Source organism: Arthrobacter sp. 18067 (genome assembly GCF_902706295.1).
Lineage (GTDB): Bacteria > Actinomycetota > Actinomycetes > Actinomycetales > Micrococcaceae > Arthrobacter.
Genome location: NZ_CACSJJ010000012.1, coordinates 38,655 through 59,160 on the forward strand (window position 1 = coordinate 38,655; position 20,506 = coordinate 59,160).

Sequence of the window (20,506 nt, forward strand, 5' to 3'; positions counted from 1 at the left end):
GACAGTCACGGGATCGCCCCCTATTACCGCCCCACCTCTCCGGAATGGTCCCCTGCTGTGTCCCACATGACGGCGCTATGTCCCAAGTAGCCGCTCCCGCCCTTCCGGCTGCCGGCGCGGTGCCGCGTTCCGGCGTCGTCAATAAATCCCGCTGGCGGATCGTCTTCCTGGCCCTTGCCGCGGCGGTACTCCTGGGTGCCGTGATGTTGAGCCTGGGCGTCGGGGCGAAGTTCATCCCGGCTGCCACCGTCCTGGAAGCGTTCACCAACCCACAGGACACGGCAGATCACGCGATCATTCTGGAAAGCCGCCTGCCGCGTACCTTGATGGGGATCGCCGTCGGAGTCGCCCTGGGTGTGGCCGGCGCGCTGATCCAGGCGATCACGCGGAATCCGCTGGCAGATCCTGGCATCCTGGGCGTCAACGCCGGCGCATCCTTCGCGATCGTGCTGGCGATCGGCGTCTTCGGCGTTGGTTCCCTGAGCGGCTACATCTGGTTCGCGTTTGCCGGCGCCATCCTCACAACGGCGGCCGTGTACTTGATCGGCACTTCCGGTAGAAACGTGGTGAATCCGATCCGGCTGACGCTGGCCGGAGTGGCCTTGGGCGCGGTGCTCACCGGCATTGGATCCGGGCTCACGCTCCTGAATCCGAAAGCTTTTGACCACCTGCGCTCGTGGAGCATCGGCTCACTGGACACGCGCAGCATGGAGTCGGTCCTGACTGTGGCGCCGTTCATGGGCGCGGGCCTGCTGGTGGCGTTGTTCTGCGTCCGCGGACTCAATGCCGTGGCGCTGGGCGACGACCTCGCCACCTCCCTGGGCGCCAACGTCAACCGCACGCGCATCCTGGGGATTATTTCCATCACCCTCCTGAGCGGCGCAGCAACGGCCGGTGCCGGAGCCATCGGATTCGTGGGGCTCATGATTCCGCACGTGGCCCGGTGGATCGTGGGCCCGGACCAGCGGTGGATCCTGGCCACCACCGTGGTGCTCTCCCCCATCCTGCTGCTGGTGTCCGACGTCGTTGGCAGGGTTGCCGCACCCGGTGAGCTCCAAGTGGGAGTGGTGACCGCGTTCATCGGTGCTCCCGTGCTGATCGCGTTGGCGCGGCGCCGGAAGGTGAGCGGACTATGAGTCGCCTGGACCCCGGGACTCGAGTGGACTTTGGCCGGCCCACCGTTCTGCTTCGCAACCGCTCGCTGAGCCTCCGGTTCGATGTCCGCAGCATCCTCGTCTGCATCCCGCTGCTCCTGGCCGCGCTTGCCGTGGCCGTGGTTTCACTGGCCACCGGCGACTACGACGTCACTGTGCAACAGGTCCTGCAAGCCTTCACCGGAGATGCCCCGGGACTTGCACAGACCATCGTCATGGAGTGGCGGCTCCCCCGTGTGCTGGCGGCGTTGGTGTTCGGTGCCGCCCTGGGCATGAGCGGCGGCATTTTCCAGTCCATGACCCGCAACCCTTTGGGCAGCCCGGACATCATCGGCTTCAACACAGGCGCCTACACTGGGGCGCTGATCGTGATGCTGACAGTTGGTGGCGGCTACCTTGGCATCGCAGCGGGCGCCCTTGTGGGTGGCGTCCTCACCGCTCTGGCCGTCTATTTGCTGGCTTACCGCCGCGGCTCCCAAGGCTTCCGGCTCATCATCGTGGGCATCGGCATCAGCGCGATGCTGGCCGCCTTGAATCACTGGCTCATCCTGCAGGCCGAACTTGAAGCCGCCCTGGCGGCAGCCGTTTGGGGAGCCGGGTCCCTCAACGGCATCACGTGGGAGCAAGCGGCGCCTGCCGCCGTCGTGGTTGTTGTGGTTGGCTTGGCCACGCTGGCCGTGACGCGTCGGATGCAACTCCTGGAAATGGGCGACGACGCCGCACGCGCCTTGGGCGTCCGGGCGGAACCCACCCGTTTGTTGCTACTCATCCTGGGCGTGGCGCTCACTGCGGCTGTGACGGCAGTGGCCGGTCCCATCGCGTTCGTCGCCCTCGCCGCCCCGCAGTTGGCCCGTCGGCTCACCGGGAGCGCCGGCATCACCTTGGTTCCGTCCGCAGTGATGGGTGCCTTCCTGCTGGTGGCGAGCGACCTCGCCGCGCAACGCCTGTTCTCTCCGATCCAGCTCCCCGTCGGCGTTGTGACGGTATGCATCGGCGGTATCTACCTCGTCTGGCTGCTGGCCAGGGAAGCAAGGAAATCATGATCCTCACTACTTCTGCTCCTCAGCTCCACGCCGAAGCCCTGACCATCGGCTACGAGCAACGCATCATCTCCGAGAACCTCAACGTGCGCATCCCCGAGGGAAAGTTCACCGTGATCGTGGGGCCCAACGCCTGCGGCAAGTCCACGCTCCTGCGCGCCCTCGCCCGGCTCATCAAGCCGCGCAGCGGACAGGTGCTGCTGGACGGCAAATCCGTGACCGCGCTGCCCGCGAAGGAACTCGCCCGGCGCCTCGGGCTGCTGCCGCAGTCCTCCATCGCACCCGACGGCATCACCGTGGCCGACCTCGTGGCACGAGGCCGGTACCCGCACCAGAAACTGCTGCGTCAATGGTCCGAGGCCGATGAAGTGGCCGTCGTGGAAGCCATGGATGCCACCGGCGTCGCCGCATTGTCCGGGCGGCTGGTTGACGAGCTCTCCGGCGGCCAGCGCCAGCGTGTGTGGGTGGCCATGGTTCTCGCCCAGCAGACGCCGCTGATGCTCCTGGACGAGCCCACCACGTTCCTTGATATCGCACACCAGATCGAACTGTTGGAACTCTTCCGCGAGCTCAACCTGGACAAGGGCCACACGCTGGTCGCAGTGCTGCACGACCTCAACCATGCCAGCCGCTACGCAGACCACATCATCGCCATGAAAGACGGCGTGGTAGTGGCCGAAGGGGCTCCCGCTGACGTGATCACCGAGTCCTTGGTGGAGGACGTGTTCGGCATGGCCTGCCAAATCATCGACGACCCCGTGACGCACACGCCGCTGGTGGTCCCGCTCGGGCGACCCCGCCACGCAGCGGTCACGGACTAACGCTATTAACGACGACGGCGACCCTCGCCTTTTGGTGAGGGTCGCCGTCGTTCATTGCTTTGATGCCTTAGCGGGCTTCGAGCGCTGCCTTGGCCTTGGGGTCCGAGTCGTTCAGGAACTTCTCGATCCGCTCCGGCTCTTCAGCCTCGCCGATAGCGGAGGCCGCACGGCCCAGCGCGTAGAGCGCACGCAGGAAGCCCTGGTTGGGCTCGTGCTCCCACGGGATGGGTCCGACGCCGCGCCACCCGTTGCGGCGCAGGGAATCCAGGCCGCGGTGGTAGCCGACACGGGCGTAGGCGTAGGACTCGATCGTCCGGCCTTCGGCCCAGGCTTCCTCCGCGAGGATGGCCCACAGCAGCGACGACGTGGGGTTCTTCTCCACGAGATCCAACGCTTCCTTGCCGAGAGCCAGGTGCTGGTAGATCTCGGTTTCGGCGGGCAGGAGCGTGGGCTCCGGCCCCATCAGGTTCTTCCGGAATTCGTCCGACATTAGAAGGTCTTGCCCACCGATCCGAGCTGCTGGGCGGCTTCGACGATGCGCGCGGCCATGCCGGCCTCGGCCGAAGCACCCCAAACGCGGGGATCGTAGGTCTTCTTGTTGCCCATTTCGCCGTCGATCTTCAGGACGCCGTCGTAGTTGGCGAGCATGTGCCCGGCCACCGGGCGGGTGAACGCGTACTGGGTGTCGGTATCAATGTTCATCTTGATCACACCGTAGGAAACGGCGTCAGCGATTTCCTGTTCCGTGGAGCCCGAGCCGCCGTGGAACACGAGATCGAACGGGTTTTCCTTGCCGATTTTGGCGCCGACCTCTGCCTGGATCTGCTTGAGCAGCTCAGGGCGGAGCTTCACGTTGCCCGGCTTGTACACGCCGTGCACGTTGCCGAAGGTCAGTGCGGTGAGGTAGCGGCCGTTTTCGCCGGCTCCGAGTGCCTCAATGGTGGCCAGGGCATCCTCGGTGGTGGTGTAAAGCTTCTCGTTGATCTCGTTCTCAACACCGTCTTCCTCGCCACCAACGGTACCGATTTCCACCTCGAGGATAATCTTCGCAGCAGCAGCACGCTCCAGCAGTTCACGGCCGATGCGCAAGTTCTCCGACAGGGTCTCGTGCGAGCCGTCCCACATGTGCGAGTTGAAGATCGGGTCCTTGCCGGCCTTGACGGCTTCCTCCGACGCAGCCAGCAACGGCAGGACAAAGTCCGCCAGCTTGTCCTGCGGGCAGTGGTCCGTGTGCAGGGCGATGTTGACGTTATAGTTCTTCGCCACCTCGCGGGCGAACGCGGCGAAGCCCAGGGAACCGGCCACCATGTCCTTGACCGAAGCACCGGACCAGTAGGCTGCGCCACCGGTGGAAACCTGGATGATGCCATCGGACTCGGCCTCGGCGAAACCGCGGATCGCAGCATTCAGAGTCTGCGACGACGTCACGTTGACCGCGGGGAAAGCGAAACCGCCAGCCTTCGCACGGTCGATCATCTCGGAGTAAATCTCTGGGGTTGCAATGGGCATGGTGACTCCTATGCTGAATTCGTCTGTGGGTTGGTAACCCTGGAGTAGACCGCTTACGGCTAGCACCCATCCTAGCGATATCCGCCGGGACGCCGTGTTTCGGGTCACTGTGGCACTTAACACTTCCGCCGAGTTGGCACTTAATGACAATCCCACGCGCTGGGACTGTCATTAAGTGTCACCTCGGTGCCCAGCCTCGGCTTTGGAGCGCGCGGCGGACTTTATGTACGACGGCGGGACGCTCACCTTCGAGGTCGTGCTTGGAAATCCGGACCTCCAACCAGCCCTGGGCGAGGGACCTCTCCTGGCGCTCGATGTCCCTCAAATGTTGCTCGGCTCCGCCGTGGTGTTCGCCGTCGTATTGCAAGGAGATCCTGTACTCAAGGTACGCGGCGTCCGGCCACAGCACGGCCTGACCGAAGTGGTTGCGGATCACGTGATTGAGCACCGGCTCGGGCAGGTTCGCGTCGATCAATGCCAATCTCATCAGTGATTCCGGGGCAGAATCGGCCCCGACGCGGATGAGTTCCAGCGCGGCCCGCGCCGTCCGCACTCCGCGCATGCCCGGATGACGGCCCACGATCCCGGCAAGTTCCGCGATGCTGCACAACGCTTCCCGGGGCACCGGAAACCCGGGTCCATGGGAACACACCAGGTGGTCGCCGGCTGCCACCAGGTCTTCCAATGTCAGCAGCGTGGCCAAGTCCAACCACGTCCGCGCAGGCGAGGTGAGCCTGACGCCGTCGTACTCCACCACTTCCTCCGGCAGGAGCGTGAGGAGGTGCCCAGCCACGTTGACCCGGCGGGGGAAACTGAATCCACGGCGCCGGGCGATGTGGATGCGCCAGTCTCCCCTGCGCTTGATGGGCAAAGGAATGCCCCACACACGCGCCGCCGACAGTGAGACAAGGATGGACGCGTCATCCAAGTCCGTATAGGCGCGAAGTGCAGAAGCCCCAGCAGCATCGGACCCGACCGGCACCCTGATCCCCCGGGATACCAGCACCAAGTCCACGGCCCGGGTTCGGGAGCGGGTCACGCCGGCCTTGTCCGATGCACGCACGGAGAACGACCCAGTGGTCAGATGTTCGGGTAGTGATTTCCTGCGCATGCCCCATTCTGGCTGCCCAGCCGAGTGGCCGGCAGGTTATCCACAGTTCAGGCTGCACACCCAGCGCCGAGGTGGCACTTAATGACAATCCGGGGCGCTGGGACTGTCATTAAATGGCATCTCGGGGGGGATGGCTAGGAGATGGGCTGCTGGAACACGTGCCGCCGAACCCAGGCGTGCATGGCGATCGCGGCGGCTGAGGCCGCGTTCATGGATCGTGTGGATCCGAACTGCTCGATGGACAAGGTGGCGACGGCGGCTTCGTGCACCTCGGGCGTGAGGCCCGGGCCCTCCTGACCGAACACCAGAACACATTTCTTAGGGAGGTCGAAGGTTTCAAGCGGCACGGAATCCGGGAAGATATCGATGCCGATTACAGCAAGCCCCTCCCCCTCGGCCCACTGGACAAAGTCCTCAACGGTGGGGTGGTGGCGGACATGCTGGTAGCGGTCGGTGACCATGGCCCCGCGACGGTTCCACCGGCGTCGGCCAATGATGTGGACCTCTTTGGCGAGGAACGCGTTGGCGGTCCGCACCACGGTTCCAATGTTGAGATCGTGCTGCCAATTCTCAATGGCGATGTGGAATTCGTGGCGCTTGGAGTCAAGGTCGGCCACGATCGCGTCGTGTTTCCAGTACCTGTACTGGTCCACGACGTTGCGGCGGTCACCGTCCCTCAACAGGTCCGGATCCCAGTGCTCACCAACCGGCAACTCACCTTCCCAGGGCCCGACGCCGACCTCGGGTTTCGCTTCTGCCTCGCCGTCCGGTGTCGTTTCGGCAGGCGTGGGCAGGGCTGTGGTGGGGGGAAGGTCAGTCACCCCTCAACTTTAGCCCTGCCCTGTTGCCCGTTTGATCGGGCTTCGACCAGCGGACCTAGCCCATCTTCCACTTGTTGATGCGGTAGGAGTTGGCCAGCTGTTCGAAGAGCCCGGGGTGGGCATCCCAGTATTCCTTGTGGCCGCTGACGCCGAGCATCTGGGGTGTACCCCACGGCGTCACGGAGAACAGGTTGACGGCCTGGATTGCTTCGCCGCGGGCGTTGGTGCAGGTGAAACCAATGACTACTGCGGCGCCTCGGCGGAATTCACGGATTTCCGGCATCGAGGTTGTGAAATCGGATGTGCACTTATGGCCCACCAGGTTCTGGGGCAGTTCGGTAGCCGTCATGCCCTTGTACCGGGCTTCGATGTCCTCGATGGCCTTCTTGACCTCTGCGGGATCCTTACCGAACTTGCCTTCCTCGGACTCCGCGAAGAACGCGTAAGCGAGCGCGATTCCGTCGCCGTCGGTCTCAACGGTGCCTTGGGCTTTCTTCTGGATCTCCTCACCCGTGGTGGGGTCCTTGGTGATGCCGAACGACTCGTCGTGGGTCCATTCGGCCAGGTATTGGAACGACGATTCGCCCGTGACCCACTTGCTGAACAAGGGATCACCATCGGCCGGAACGTTGCTGGGGCCGGCGAATTCTTCCCACACAGCCGGCAGCGGGATGGCACCGGCCGGGATGTCGGAGGACGCAGAAGCGTCGCCGGATGGCTCAGCCTCGGCGGAGGGATCAGCGGACGGTTCAGCAGCCGCATCCGACGCGGCGTCAGAGGACGTCACCGACGGCGTCTCGACGGCCACCGGCTTGGTCATTGAGGGGATCAGCCAGGTGAACGCCACGACCAACGCAATAATCACGACGACGGCGACACCACCCAGGATGAGGAACAAGGACTTCTTGTTGTGGTCGCCCGGGTTCTGGTTGGGTCCGCCCGGCTGGCCCGGGTATCCGGGCTGGCCCGGGTACCCCGGCTGACCCGGGTATCCGGGCTGGGACGGGTTGCCTGCTCCCGGCTGTCCTGGGTATCCGGGCTGGGACGGGTTGCCTGCTTCGGGCGGCGGGAACCCTGGCTGTCCCTGCTGCGAAGTGTTGGACGCTGCTGGATAAGCCTGGGTCGGTGGCTGCTGCGCCGGGAACGCTTCAGTTTGGCCTTCAGGCTGGTACGTGGGCTGCGCCTGCCCTGGCTGGTACTGGCCATACTGGCCCTGGCCGGTGTCGTAGCGGGGCTGCGGCACACCCTCGGGGTTGTAGGGAGGCTGCGGCACTCCGTTGTTGTTGCTCATTGACAGGCCCTTTCAGAGGTAGTGAGTGGGGACCTGCTCAAGCGCGGCGACACAAGAAATCCCCCGCGTCGATCCCCCGACCCACGGTGATGGCACGCCTGCGCCGCCCCAAGCGTAGTCGAGCACAAGGCTCCAAACGCAAGTCACAGCGGATAATCCACATGGGCAGAACTACCCACATAAGCGGGATTGCAGGAGGTTAAGGGAGCGGTTTGATGAAAGACTGGATGGCAGTGCATGAACAATCCCAGCCGGAGGCAAATATGGCAGAAGAATCCACGCCCCACACGTCCACGTCCGTTTACCGGAACGGTCACGAAATCGAATGCTGGCTCACTGACATGGACGGCGTCCTGGTCCATGAAAACCAGGCGATCCCCGGCGCAGCTGAACTCATCCAGCGCTGGGTAGATACCTCCAAGCGCTTCCTGGTGCTGACCAACAACTCCATCTTCACCCCGCGTGACCTTGCCGCCCGCCTTCGCGCGTCCGGCTTGGAAGTCCCTGAAGAGAACATTTGGACCTCCGCTCTGGCCACGGCCCAGTTCCTTAAGGACCAGGTCCAATCCTCCGATTCGGGCAATCGCGCGTACACCATCGGCGAGGCGGGCCTGACTACCGCCCTGCACGAGGCCGGGTTCATCCTCACGGACACCGATCCCGACTTCGTGGTCCTCGGCGAGACCCGTACCTATTCCTTTGAAGCGATCACCATGGCCGTCCGCCACATCCTGGCCGGTGCCCGCTTCATCGCCACCAACCCGGATGCCACCGGTCCTTCCAAGGACGGGCCCATGCCCGCAACCGGCGCCATCGCGGCCATGATCACCAAAGCCACGGGCCGCGAGCCGTACATTGTGGGAAAACCGAACCCCATGATGTTCCGCTCCGCCATGAACCAGATCGATGCCCACTCCGAGACCACGGCCATGATCGGCGACCGAATGGACACGGACATCGTGGCGGGCATGGAAGCTGGCCTGCACACGGTCTTGGTGCTCAGCGGCATCACGCAGCGCGAAGAAATCGTGTCCTTCCCGTTCCGGCCCAACCAGATCCTGAACTCCGTGGCCGACCTCAAGAGCCAAATCTAGGAACAACAAGGACGAACCATGGCTGTGCTCAATCTGCGTCCCCTGGCCGGCGGCCGGATTCTCAGGGGGAGCCAGCCTTTCGGTTTGGATGCCGCTGCAACGTCGGGTTTCCTGGCGGAGCACGGCATCCAGGCCATCGTGGACCTGCGCAGCGAACTGGAGCGGTCCCTGGTTCCTTGGTTGCTTCACGATGACGGCTTGGTTCAGCACGACGGCTTGCTTCACGACGACGGCGGCGCGCCTGCCGCCGCTGTCCCGCCCGCCGTCGAACTCGTCAATAACCCCCTGGACCCGAACGCCGTGGCGGGTTCGCTCCATGCAGTGGAGACTCCCGAGGACTTGGGCGAGCTGTACCTCGGCTGGATCCGGTTGCGGCCGGAGTGGGTCGCTGATGCGCTCCGGCCCGTTGCCCGCGGCAAGCGCACGCTGGTTCATTGTTCGCTGGGCAAGGACCGCACGGGAGTGGTGTCGGCAATCGCACTCCTGGCCGGCGGCGGATCAGATGACGCCGTGGTGGAGGATTACACCGCCACCACAATCAGCCTTCCCACCATGCTGGAAGTCATGGCCGAGACCTGGCGCCTTCATGTCCCCTCCACTCCTGCGACCTATTTCAGCCCCGAGCTGATGGTCCTGCAGAGCCCGGAAGCTGCGATGCGGCATTTTCTGGCTGGTTTCGCGCAGGAGTTTGGGGACGTTCACGGCTTCCTGCGTGAGGCGGGCCTCACCACCGTCGAGGTTGATTCGCTGCGTGAAGCGCGCTGACCGGAGAAACTTACGCCGGACGGATGATCCTGCCGTTCGGCTCCTGGTATGACGGTTCTTCCGGCTCCGGAGGGAGCGGCTGGAGCTCATTCTGGACCCGTTCCAGCAGCGGACGGTAAATGTTTCCGTTCCATTGGGGGCTCGCGTGCGCTGGCCGGGCGCCCTCGGTGCTGAGCGTGGGCAGCGCCATGTTGGCTCCGAACACCTTGCTCCACCCGGCGCGCGCCGACTCATAATCCACGGTGGCGTCTTTGGAGTTGCCAATGAAGGCCATCTTGGCGCCACCGATCTTTCCGGCCAGTCGGAGACCGTCAAAGTGGTAGATGTAGGCCGACTCCGTCTGGATCAGCACGCTGGAGGGGGCGATCGGCGAGAGCTGTTCCAGGCTTTGGTCCAGGATTTGCCGCCAGGTGCGCTCATCCTTGTGCGCCACGCGCTCCCCCAGTTCGTAGCCTCCGCGAAGGACCGACGGAATACGGAAGCCGTTCTCGTACAGGAACACCACGCCGTCGAACCAGCTCTGGTCCAAGACGTCTGCGCGGCTGAACGGACTCGAATCCAGGACGATCAGCTGCGTCTCCACGCCGTGGAGTTCCAGCAGGCGGGCGGCAACCTGCGTGGCGAGCATCCCGCCGAAACTGTGGCCGTAGAAGTACAGCTTCTCCAGTTCCAACTCGCGGACGTGGAGGATGATCCCGCGAACGATTTCGTCCACGTCCAGTCCCAGGTTGGAATACCCGACGGCGGCAAGGCGGCCGCGCTGATGCAGGGCAGGACGCAGCGAGTTGAGTATCCACTGTGCTTCCTCCCAGCTGGTTTTATATCCGGGAAAGAGGATCCAGCTGGCTTTGGGAAAGTACAGGTCCGAGTAGGGATCCGGGACGCGGAGGATCTTGGTGGCACGGCGCTCGGCCTGGACGCGACGGGTGAACAGCATGTCCCCCGCGAGCGCTGCCGAGGCTCCGGCGGTAATGAGGAAGTTACGGCGGGACGTCGTCTTCAGCCGGGCAGCGTAAGGCAGGATCCGGGCCCATGCGCCCGGATCCTCTGCCTTCTCCGCTTCTGGAGTCACCGGCGTGGGGAGGTTTTCGTTCACCTCCGGCGGCGCCGGGAGCTTCCCTACTTGAACGTCCACGCAGCAAGCATAGGCTTCGCGGGCAGCGGCTTACAGCCCCGGAGTTTATGCACAGCCAAAGCCGTTAGGATGCGCCTTTCGGGGCGCACATTCTTAGTCGAGGCCCAGCTCATCCTTGCCGAAAGCGAAGAGGTACGGCACACCGGTTTCTGCTTCGATCTTCTCTTTGGCGCCGGTGTCGCGGTCGACGATCACGGCGACGGCCACCACGTTGCCGCCGGCCTTGAGGACACCCTCGACGGCGGTCAATGCGGATCCGCCGGTGGTGGACGTGTCCTCCAGGACCACAACGTTGCGGCCTTCAACCGAGGGCCCTTCCACCTGGCGGCCCATGCCGTAGGACTTCTGGGCCTTGCGGACAACGAAGGCGTCAACGGCACGGCCGGCGTCGGCAGCAGCGTTCATCACGGCGGTACCGACGGGGTCGGCACCCATGGTGAGGCCGCCGGCGCACTCAACGGAAACGCCGGCGTCGTCGATCATTGCCAACATGACCTGACCCACCAGTTTGGAGGCCTCGTGGTGCAAGGTGATGCGGCGGAGGTCGATGTAGTAATCCGCTTCCTTGCCGCTGGAGAGGATCACCTTGCCGCGGACCACCGCCAGCTCTTTGATGAGTTCAAGAAGGCGGGCGCGGGCAGCTGCAGTGTCAGGCGAGGAAGTCATGGCTCCTAGTTTAGTGGGAACGGAGCTCTGTGAAGGGCAGGGGCAGCCGTGGTGGAGCGGATCACCAGACGGGGATTGACCATCTGTTCTCCGCTCCCTCCGTCTCCCTCCAGTTGCTGCAGCACCGCTTCCATGCAGCGGCGGCCCAGTTCCTCGAAATCCTGCTTGATGGTGGTCAGCGGCGGCATGAAGAACTCTGCTTCCGGCTGATCGTCGTAGCCCACCACGCTGATGTCACCCGGCACCTGAAGCCCGGCTTCCTGCACAGCCCGGAGGACGCCGACAGCCATTTGGTCGTTGGCGACGAAGACGGCGGTGATGCTGCGATGTCGGATGAGTTCCAGGCCGGCGCGGTAGCCGGATGCTGCGTCCCATGTGCCCTGGAGGAGAACCTCGGGTTCAAGGCCAGCACCGCCGAGCGCTTCCTGCCAACCATTGATGCGCTCGGCGGCATCGATCCAATGAGGCGGTCCCGAGATGTGGGCGATGCTGCGGTGTCCAAGACCGATCAGGTGCTCCACAGCCCGCCGGGCTCCCAAGCGTTGATCCAGGGAGGCGCCGGTCAGCTGGTTGCCGGCGCCCGCTCCTACTGCGACGATCGGCACGGGGACCTCGACGTCGCGCAGCGCGGCAAGGACATCCGGGTGGGGAACCAGGATGACAATGCCGTCCACGGATTGGTTTCGGAAATGGGCGATGGCGTCGTTGACGCTGTCGCTGGTCACTTCGCGGAGGTTGGCGATGCTGACGAAGTACCCGGCCTCCCTTCCCGCCTGTTCAACCCCCAACAGCGTGTTCGCCGGACCGAACTGACCCGTTTCGCAAGCGAGAACCCCAATGGTCCTGGATCGCCGGGTCACCAGGCTGCGGGCAGCTGTATTGCGCCGATACCCCAGGGATGCAATGGCTGATTCCACTCGTTCCTTGGTCTTGCCGCTGACGTTCGGATGGTTGTTCAGGACCCTGGAGACGGTTTGATGCGAGACGCCTGCCATCTTCGCGACGTCTCCCATCACTGGCGGCCTGACCCCGAGCGTTGCCTGGGGCCCGGCCGCTGCTCCCCCTGATGACATCAGCGATTACTTCGCGTCGACGCCGACGGGTTCAGCCTTGGCAGCAGGGGCCGCTTCGGTTGCCGGCGGCGTGGTCTTCCACTTGAAGCGGCGGCCCATGGAGGACCCTCCGCCGGCACCGGTCCGGTTCTTGTTGAAGATGTCGAAGCCGACGGCGAGCAGGAGCACCAGGCCCTTGATGAGCTGCTGGTAGTCCGTGCCCAGGCCAAGGATGGACATGCCGTTGTTCAGGACGCCCATGATCAGCCCACCGATCATGGCGCCGGCCACGGTGCCGATGCCGCCTTGGACCGCCGCGCCACCGATGAAGGCAGCAGCAATGGAGTCGAGTTCGAAGCCGGTGCCGCCCGCGGGTTGCGCCGAGTTCAGGCGTGCAGTGAACACCAGACCGGCCAGTGCGGCCAGGACGCCCATGTTGACGAAGAGGCGGAAGGTGACTTTCTTGGTCTTGATACCGGAGAGCTCGGCTGCGTGGAGGTTGCCACCAATCGCGTACGTGTGGCGGCCGAAGATGCTGTTGTTCATCAGGGCCGAATAGACGATCACCAGGACAGCAAGCACGATCAGGACGATGGGAGTACCGCGGTAGCTGGCCAGGAGGAAGGTGATGATGAGCATCAGGATTGCGATGAACCCGTTCTTGACGGCAAACCAGGCCATGGGCTCATTCTCGAGGTTGAACTTGCGGCGGACCCTGCGTTCCTTGAGTGCCTGGAAGAGGATGGCTGCGGTGCCACCGACGCCAAGGATGACCGTCAGCCACTCGAGGACGGACGTGCCCCCGGAAATGTCCGGCAGGAAGCCGCCGCCCAGTGCACGGAGTTCGTTCGGGAACGGGGTAATCTGCTGGTTCTTGAGGGTGATGAGTGTCAGGCCACGGAAGATCAGCATTCCGGCGAGGGTAACGATGAAGGCTGGAATGCCCACATAGGCGATCCAATAGCCTTGCCACGCTCCCACCAGGGCACCGACCAGGAGGCAGGCCGGGATGGCAATCCACCACGCCCAGCCCCAATGCACGATCATCACGCCGGCAACGGCGCCGATGAAGCCTGCGATGGAACCGACGGAAAGGTCGATGTGTCCGGCAATGATGACCATCACCATGCCTATGGCCAGGATCAGGATGTAGCTGTTCTGCACCACCAGGTTGGTGACGTTCTGCGGCTGCAGCAGGATGCCGTCAGTCAGGACCTGGAAAAGGATGACGATCAGGATCAGGGCGACGAAGATGCCAACCTGGCGGAGGCGGCTTGTGAGGAAGCCAAGGGATTCTCGTAGGGCGGACATGTTCGCTATTCCTTCTCTTTGGTCATGAAGTGCATGAGGGTTTCCTGGGTGGCTTCGGCGATGGGGACTTCGCCGGTGATGTGGCCTGCTGACAGCGTGTAGATCCTGTCGCAGATGCCCAGGAGCTCAGGAAGCTCGGAGGAGATCACAATGACGGCCTTCCCGGCAGCTGCGAGCTCGGCGATGATCGTGTAGATCTCGAACTTGGCGCCGACGTCGATTCCACGGGTTGGTTCATCCAAAATCAGGACGTCGGGGTCTGAGAACATCCATTTGCTCAGCACCACTTTTTGCTGGTTTCCACCCGAGAGCTTGCCCGTGATGGCAGCAACGGATGGCGCTTTGATGTTCATGCTCTTGCGGTAGTGGTTGGCTACGGTGGTCTCTTTGTTGCCGTCCACCCAGCCGCGCTTGGCCAGCTTGCTCAGCGCGGCCATGGAGATGTTCCTCTTGATGTCTTCGATCAGGTTCAGTCCGTAGTGCTTCCGGTCCTCGGTGGCATAGGCGATCCCGTGGTCGATGGCATCGGAGACGGTGGAAGTATTGATTTCCTGCCCGTATTTGTAGACCTTTCCTGACACTGCCCGCCCGTAAGTCCGGCCGAACACGCTCATGGCCAGCTCGGTCCGGCCGGCGCCCATGAGTCCGGCAAGCCCTACTACTTCACCCCTGCGGACGTTGAGGCTGGCGTTGTTCACCACCATGCGGGAGTGGTCCTGAGGATGCTGGACGGTCCAATCCTCGATGCGGAGGACTTCCTCGCCGATGTTGGGAGTCCTGTCCGGATAGAGGCTTTCAAGGTCGCGACCCACCATTCCGCGAATGATGCGTTCCTGGGTGATTTGCCCTTGGTCCAGCCGCAGTGTCTCAATGGACTTGCCGTCGCGGATGATGGTGACGGCGTCGGCCACCTTGCGGATCTCGTTAAGTTTGTGGCTGATGATGATGCTGGTGACGCCCTGGCCCTTGAGGTGCAGGATAAGGTCCAGCAGGTGGTCCGAATCTTCATCGTTCAGCGCAGCGGTGGGCTCATCCAGGATGAGGAGCTTCACCTCTTTGGACAGGGCCTTGGCGATCTCCACCAGTTGCTGTTTGCCAACGCTGATGTGCTGGATGGGCGTGACCGGGTTTTCGCTGAGGCCTACGCGGGCCAGCAGCTTGGCGGCTTCCAGGTTGGTCTTCCGCCAGTCGACCCAGCCGTTCTTGGCCAGCTCATTGCCGAGGTAGATGTTCTCGGCGATGGACAGGTACGGGCTGAGGGCCAGTTCCTGGTGGATGATCACGATGCCGCGCTTCTCACTGTCCGTGATGCTGGAAAATTCGCAGGGTTCGTTCTCGAAGAGGATGTCGCCGTCGAAGGTGTTGTGCGCGTAGACGCCGGAGAGCACCTTCATGAGGGTGGACTTGCCGGCTCCGTTCTCACCACATATGGCGTGAACCTCACCCCTGTTGACGTCCAGGGTGACGTCCTGGAGGGCTTTGACCCCGGGGAAAGTCTTGGTGATTCCTCGCATTTGAAGAATGGGTACGTTCATCGTCAATTCCCGCTGACTGTTTGGAACTTGGCCGGACCGAGGGCTCGGAGGCTCTAAGGGAGGCTGTGGCCCCGCCGCGCCGGGCAGTGACGCACGGGCGCGGCGGGGCCACCGATGGTGTTACTTGACGTCGGATTCCTTGTAGTAGCCCGAATCGATGAGTTCCTTCTGGAAGTTGTCCTTGGTGATGATGACGGACTTCAGCAGGAATGCCGGAACAACCTTGACCTTGTTGTTGTAGGTCTTGGTGTCGTTGGTTTCCGGCTCGGTGCCCTTGAGGACAGCGTCCACCATCTTCACGGCCTGCGCGCCGAGCTGGCGGGTGTCCTTGAAGATGGTGGAGTACTGCTCGCCGGCGACGATGGACTTTACGGAGCCCTTCTCTGCGTCCTGGCCCGTGACGACGGGCAGGCTTCCAGTGGAATAGCCGCCGGTGCTGGTCAGTGCGGAGATGATGCCGATGGACAGGCCGTCATACGGGGAGAGCACGCCGTCCAGCTTGGTGCCGGAGCTGTAGGCCGAGGTGAGGATGTCTTCCATACGCTTCTGGGCTACGGGTGCCTGCCAGCGCAGGATCGCTGCCTGCTCAAACTTGGTCTGGCCACTGGGGACCTTCAAGGTACCCGCATCCATGTACGGCTTGAGGGTGTCCATGGCGCCAGTCCAGAAGAAGTTGGCGTTGTTGTCGTCCGGGCTGCCCGCGAACAGCTCAACGTTGAACGGGCCCTTGCCCTCAACCTTCTTGCCGCTGGCGTCCACCAGGCCCAGGCCGGTCAGCAGCGATGTGGCTTGCTGGACGCCCACGGTGTAGTTGTCGAACGTGGTGTAGTAGTCCACGTTGGGGGTGCCGTTGATGAGGCGGTCGTAGGCTATGACCTTGACGTTCTGTTCCTTGGCTTTGGCCAGGACATCGGTCAACGTAGTGCCGTCGATGGCGGCGATGATCAGTGCCTTGGCACCCTTCGTGAGCATGTTCTCGATTTGGGAGACCTGCGTGGGGATGTCATCGTTGGCGAACTGGAGGTCTGTTTTATAGCCGAGGTCCTTCAGGGACTTCTCTACGTTGGCGCCGTCCGCGATCCAACGTTCGGATGTCTGGGTGGGCATCGAAATACCTACCAGTGAATCGCTGGGATTCGCAGTGCTGCTGGATTCGGCAGTGCCACCACGGCTGCCGCAGCCCGTGGCCCCGACAGTCAAGGTGAGGACAACCGCTACGGCGCCCAGGAGTTTCTTCAATCTCACGTTGCTCTCCTTCCGCGGCAGCATTGCCGCGAACTCTGATGCAGCCGGAGCATCTGCGCGTCCGGCACGGTAAAGCTGGGTGGGCTGTGGGCTTGGGGCCGACACGAGCCACTGAAAGATGGTGCGACTGCCATTGTGAACGCTAACAATACCGTCGGTCAAGTGCCGTGGATCACGAATTGGCTCCCGGCTTGAACCGCCCCCAAATCCCTTGACTTGAAACGTTGTTAGCGTTCACAATGGGTGGCCAATCTTCCGGGAGGTGCTGCGCTGCGTCCGCATTGCAAGAAAAAACCCGGCACCGCCTTGTGGGCAGCGCCGGGTTTGGGTGGCTCCTCCGTGATGGCGGGGAGGAACTCTTCCCTGCTGGGAACAGGGAAATCAGAGGCGGGTGTCGAACGAATCGCAGAAGACGTTCTGGTTGAACGTTCCCTGGAATTCGGACTTGCCCTGGATTTTCTGGATGGTAGCGCGAATGGCCTCGCGCGTTCCTGAGTGGGCGTGGATGGCCGTTTTGACCATGGGCACGTCGATCAGGTGGTTTGGCTGGTTCAGGGAGACAAACACCGTGGGAACTTCCGTGGCGTACCAGGGAATCTCGGCAGCCATGTGTGATGACCACTTGATACGGATGGCAGCCTCCTGCGCGAAGCCCTTCACATTGGCGAATACGAAGGCGGCGTCATAGCGCTCCGCGTAGTCGCCGGTGGCTTCCTCGGAAAGGACCCGCATGAAGTTCATGCCGGCCTCCCCCGCGGCTTCGCGCTGCTCCGCGGTCTTGAAGACGCTGACCTCGAAGCCGACAGCTTCCAGTTCTTCCCGGACGGTGTCCAAGTACGCCAAAGGATCGGCCCGGGTGAAGTCGGCTCCACCCGAAATGCCGTAGAGGCGGATCCTCGGATGCGTCTGAGGGGTGATGGGCAGGTTGTGCCCGGTGTCCTTCACCAGCGTGACGGTCTTGTCCGCGATGTCCGCAGCAATGGCACGGTGGGCCTCACTGCCGATAACCTCAAGGGCCTCCACGGGCGGGACCAAATCCTCGCGAAGGTGCAAGCCAAGGCTCGCTTTCAGGCCGAGAATTCGCCGCAATGCATCCTGCAGGCGCCCCTCGCTGATGACTCCCGACTTGTAGCCGTCCATCATGTATCCGAAGTCCTCTTCGGGATTCCTGAAGAACAGGAACATGTCGCAGCCGGCCGCGATGGTGGCAGGCACCAAGTCGCGCCGCTTCATCGCCTGCGTCAGGCCGACCATCAGCGACGCATCCGTGAGGACCAGCCCATTGAAGCCCAGCTCTCCGCGCAGCAGGTCCTGCAAGAGTTCCGGAGCCAGCGTTGCCGGCAACACCTCGGCATCCGCCAGACCGGGCCGGAAATGCCGGGAAACCTCGGGAGCACCGATGTGCCCCACCATGATGGACTGCACGCCGTGCCCGATCATTTCTCGATACACACGCCCGTAGCTCTTGTTCCACTCTTCATAGCCGAGGGTGTTGTACGACGTGACTACGTGCTGGTCGCGCTCATCGGTGCCGTCGCCCGGGAAGTGCTTCATCGCGCAGACAGTGGGTGATTCGCTGATGCCGTCGAAGTACTCCTTGGCACGCTCCACCACAATCTCCGGGGTGTTTCCGAACGCACGCGTGGAGATCACCGTGTTCCGCCAGTTGTAGTGGATGTCCACGATCGGCGCGAAGGCCCAGTTGCAGCCCAGCGCAGCGGTTTCGACGCCGGCCACCTGGCCCATCTTCCGGGCGATCGACTTGTCCGGATGAGAGCCTGCCTGCAGGTGAGTCGACACAAACGTGCCGTCATCGCAACTGCCCGCCCCACCCATTTCCGGGTTGGAAGCAATGAGCAATGGGATGCGGGTCCTGGACTGCGCGTAGCGGATGTGTTCCTGAACAGCCGACGAAGGTCCGGGACGGTACCGCATGCCGCCCACGTGGAAGTTCTCCAGCACGACATCGAGGTACTCGGGAGAGTAATCGTTGTTGTGGTTGATGAAGAGCTGGCCGATCTTCTCTTCGAGCGTCATGGAGCCAATGGTGCCGTCCACCCATTCCACAGCGGCGTCGTCCAGGTTGAACGGTGCCGCTTTCAGATCCACAGGGAACGACTGTTTGCCGCTCAGGGCTGAGCCCACTTCAGCCACGACGTCCTCCACGGATTGGGCAATATTCACAACCACCCCGGCTTCGTCGGACTGCAACGGCTCCAGCGTTGCCAATTGCGAGTCCAACAGCGACGCCGGCATGAAGTGCCCGGGACGCGCGTTCATGCGTGCGTTCAGCAGCTCGCGCGTGCCATGCAAATGAACGAACACCACCGAGGGATCGGCGCTGCGGATAATGTCCCGGTACGAGCGCTTGAGCGCGCTGCACGCGATGACAAGAGCAGAATTCGACGCCGGGAACCGCCTGCCGATTTCGGCCAGCCATGGTGCCCGGTCGTCGTCGTCCAGCGGAGTACCCGAAGCCATCTTGTCGATATTCGCCTGAGGGTGCAGCGAATCGCCGTCGAGAAATTCAGCACCCAGGCGTTCGGCGAGGGCGGCACCAATGGTGCTCTTGCCGCACCCGGCCACACCCATCACCACGATGTGGCTGTCTTTACCAGTCATGAACAGTGCCGTCCACGAGACGGTTGTACGGCAGGTAGGCCTGCTGGTACGGGAACGCGGCGGCAGCTTCCTCGTTGAACTCGACGCCGATACCGGGGTTGTCGCCCGGGTGCAGGTAGCCGTCCTTGAAGGTCATGGACTGCTGGAAGACCTCGTTGGTCTTGTCCGAGTGCTGCATGTATTCCTGGATGCCGTAGTTGTGGATGGCCAGGCCAACGTGCAACTGGGCGGCGAAGCCCACCGGGGAGATGTCAGTGGGTCCGTGGAAGCCTGACTTGATCTGGTACTGGGCGGCGAAGTCCATGACCTTCTTCAACGGTGAGATGCCGCCGAAGTGGGTGGAGGCTGCGCGGACGTAGTCGATCAGCTGTTCCTTGATGAGGGTCTGGAAGTCGAACACGGTGTTGAAGATTTCGCCGATGGCCAGCGGGGTGGTGGTGTGCTGGCGGACCAAGCGCAGGCCTTCCTGGTTTTCGGCCGGGGTGCAGTCCTCCAGCCAGAAGAGGTCGTACGGTTCCAGTGCCTTGCCGAGTTTGGCGGCCTGGATGGGCGTCATCCGGTGGTGGCCGTCGTGCAGCAGCGGGATTTCGGGGCCGAACTCGTTCCGGACGGCTTCGAACACGGTGGGAAGGTGACGCAGGTAGGCGCGGGTGTCCCAGTCTTCTTCCTGCGGGAACGCGCCACGGCCGGCGGGCTCGTAGTCATACCGTTCGCCGGAGGCTTGTGCCTGGGCGGCGACACCATAAACGGCCTTGATGCCGGGGATCGCGGTCTGGATGCGGATGGACTTGTAGCCCAGTTCCAGGTGCTCGCGGACAGAGTCGAACAGGGAGGGAATGTCTGCGCCCGAGGCATGGCCGTAGGCACGCAGCCCGTTCCGGGAAGCACCACCCAGCAGCTGGTACACCGGCATGCCGGCAATCTTGCCCTTGATGTCCCACAGCGCCATATCGACGGCGGCAATCGCCGCCATGGTGACCGGACCGCGGCGCCAGTACGAGCTTCGGTAGAGGAACTGCCAGGTGTCCTCGATCCGGTGCGGATCCTTGCCGATCAACAGCTGCGCAACGTGCTCCTTGAGGTACGCAGCGACAGCGAGTTCACGGCCGTTGAGGGTGGCATCTCCAATGCCCGTCACACCATCCTCCGTGGTGATGCGGAGGGTGACGAAGTTGCGGGATGGGCTGGTCACGAAGACTTCAGCGGCAATGATTTTCACAGCTCTACCTTTCGGGATTCTGCTGGTCGAAGCGTTGGCACTCGCTGCGATGCGATGCCCACTTCGGGGATTAAGTAAGATTTTAGGTTGGTTTCCATTGTGCGGCAACCGGTTG

18 protein-coding genes are annotated in these 20,506 nt (G+C 63.2%); 5 read left to right on the forward strand and 13 right to left on the reverse strand.

Annotated elements, in window-relative coordinates:
- Positions 1–77 precede the first annotated feature (77 nt).
- Genes GVL04_RS13045 through GVL04_RS13055 form a run of 3 tightly spaced genes read left to right on the forward strand, consistent with a single transcriptional unit; the run spans position 78 to position 3,015 of the window.
- Positions 78–1,136 (forward strand): iron chelate uptake ABC transporter family permease subunit, encoded by a 1,059-nt coding sequence (locus GVL04_RS13045; RefSeq protein ID WP_235036273.1) that lies wholly within the window; start codon positions 78–80, stop codon positions 1,134–1,136.
- The gene (gene fepG / locus GVL04_RS13050) at positions 1,133–2,197 is read left to right on the forward strand and encodes an iron-enterobactin ABC transporter permease (RefSeq protein ID WP_159705105.1); all 1,065 of its coding nucleotides are present in this window, start codon (positions 1,133–1,135) and stop codon (positions 2,195–2,197) included. The genes GVL04_RS13045 and fepG overlap by 4 nt, the downstream gene beginning before the upstream one ends.
- Positions 2,194–3,015, forward strand: coding sequence for an ABC transporter ATP-binding protein (locus GVL04_RS13055; RefSeq protein WP_159705108.1), 822 nt, complete (start codon positions 2,194–2,196; stop codon positions 3,013–3,015). The genes fepG and GVL04_RS13055 overlap by 4 nt, the downstream gene beginning before the upstream one ends.
- 67 nt (positions 3,016–3,082) lie before the next feature.
- Here the strand turns inward: GVL04_RS13055 and GVL04_RS13060 are convergent, their stop codons facing one another.
- The 5 genes from GVL04_RS13060 to GVL04_RS13080 all read right to left on the reverse strand — a co-directional run bounded on the left by GVL04_RS13060 (position 3,083) and on the right by GVL04_RS13080 (position 7,747).
- Positions 3,083–3,505, reverse strand: coding sequence for a DUF3151 domain-containing protein (locus GVL04_RS13060; protein ID WP_159705111.1), 423 nt, complete (start codon positions 3,503–3,505; stop codon positions 3,083–3,085).
- Positions 3,505–4,524: a class II fructose-bisphosphate aldolase gene (gene fbaA, locus GVL04_RS13065; protein WP_024819363.1), complete on the reverse strand. Its 1,020-nt coding sequence runs from the start codon at positions 4,522–4,524 to the stop codon at positions 3,505–3,507. Before fbaA ends, GVL04_RS13060 begins: the two co-directional genes overlap by 1 nt.
- A 178-nt stretch (positions 4,525–4,702) precedes the next feature.
- The gene (locus GVL04_RS13070) at positions 4,703–5,635 is read right to left on the reverse strand and encodes an endonuclease domain-containing protein (protein WP_159705114.1); all 933 of its coding nucleotides are present in this window, start codon (positions 5,633–5,635) and stop codon (positions 4,703–4,705) included.
- 134 nt (positions 5,636–5,769) lie between these two features.
- Positions 5,770–6,456: a TrmH family RNA methyltransferase gene (locus GVL04_RS13075; RefSeq protein ID WP_159705116.1), complete on the reverse strand. Its 687-nt coding sequence runs from the start codon at positions 6,454–6,456 to the stop codon at positions 5,770–5,772.
- Between the two features lie 55 nt (positions 6,457–6,511).
- Positions 6,512–7,747, reverse strand: a complete 1,236-nt coding sequence (locus GVL04_RS13080) for a hypothetical protein (RefSeq protein WP_159705119.1) — start codon at positions 7,745–7,747, stop codon at positions 6,512–6,514.
- Between the two features lie 263 nt (positions 7,748–8,010).
- Between GVL04_RS13080 and GVL04_RS13085 the strand changes: the two genes are divergently transcribed.
- Together GVL04_RS13085 and GVL04_RS13090 are read left to right on the forward strand one after the other, a co-directional pair.
- Positions 8,011–8,841 carry an HAD-IIA family hydrolase gene (locus tag GVL04_RS13085; RefSeq protein ID WP_090826227.1) on the forward strand — a complete coding sequence of 277 codons (831 nt, stop codon included), beginning with the start codon at positions 8,011–8,013 and terminating at the stop codon, positions 8,839–8,841.
- An 18-nt stretch (positions 8,842–8,859) separates the two neighbouring features.
- Complete coding sequence (locus tag GVL04_RS13090) at positions 8,860–9,606, forward strand: tyrosine-protein phosphatase (RefSeq protein WP_159705122.1); 747 nt, start codon at positions 8,860–8,862, stop codon at positions 9,604–9,606.
- Positions 9,607–9,616: 10 nt separating this feature from the next.
- On the opposite strand, the gene GVL04_RS13095 is transcribed toward GVL04_RS13090, so the two are convergent.
- The 8 genes from GVL04_RS13095 to manD form a co-directional block, all read right to left on the reverse strand.
- Positions 9,617–10,741 carry an alpha/beta hydrolase gene (locus GVL04_RS13095; RefSeq protein ID WP_159705125.1) on the reverse strand — a complete coding sequence of 375 codons (1,125 nt, stop codon included), beginning with the start codon at positions 10,739–10,741 and terminating at the stop codon, positions 9,617–9,619.
- Positions 10,742–10,834: 93 nt separating this feature from the next.
- Entirely contained in the window at positions 10,835–11,407 is a 573-nt protein-coding gene (pyrE, locus tag GVL04_RS13100; protein WP_159705128.1) for an orotate phosphoribosyltransferase, read from the reverse strand.
- 5 nt (positions 11,408–11,412) lie between these two features.
- Positions 11,413–12,420 carry a LacI family DNA-binding transcriptional regulator gene (locus GVL04_RS13105; protein WP_159705381.1) on the reverse strand — a complete coding sequence of 336 codons (1,008 nt, stop codon included), beginning with the start codon at positions 12,418–12,420 and terminating at the stop codon, positions 11,413–11,415.
- Between the two features lie 66 nt (positions 12,421–12,486).
- Entirely contained in the window at positions 12,487–13,770 is a 1,284-nt protein-coding gene (gene mmsB, locus GVL04_RS13110) for a multiple monosaccharide ABC transporter permease (protein WP_159705131.1), read from the reverse strand.
- A 5-nt stretch (positions 13,771–13,775) separates the two neighbouring features.
- Positions 13,776–15,305: a multiple monosaccharide ABC transporter ATP-binding protein gene (gene mmsA / locus GVL04_RS13115; protein ID WP_159705134.1), complete on the reverse strand. Its 1,530-nt coding sequence runs from the start codon at positions 15,303–15,305 to the stop codon at positions 13,776–13,778.
- 120 nt (positions 15,306–15,425) lie between these two features.
- On the reverse strand, positions 15,426–16,550 hold the full coding sequence (gene chvE, locus GVL04_RS13120) for a multiple monosaccharide ABC transporter substrate-binding protein (RefSeq protein ID WP_369122337.1): 1,125 nt from the start codon (positions 16,548–16,550) through the stop codon (positions 15,426–15,428).
- Positions 16,551–16,931: 381 nt separating this feature from the next.
- A complete protein-coding gene (locus GVL04_RS13125; RefSeq protein WP_159705137.1) occupies positions 16,932–19,172 on the reverse strand; it encodes a gluconokinase, GntK/IdnK-type in 2,241 nt (746 codons plus the stop codon).
- Positions 19,162–20,391, reverse strand: a complete 1,230-nt coding sequence (gene manD / locus GVL04_RS13130) for a D-mannonate dehydratase ManD (RefSeq protein ID WP_091328003.1) — start codon at positions 20,389–20,391, stop codon at positions 19,162–19,164. Before manD ends, GVL04_RS13125 begins: the two co-directional genes overlap by 11 nt.
- Between the last annotated feature and the right edge of the window lie 115 nt (positions 20,392–20,506).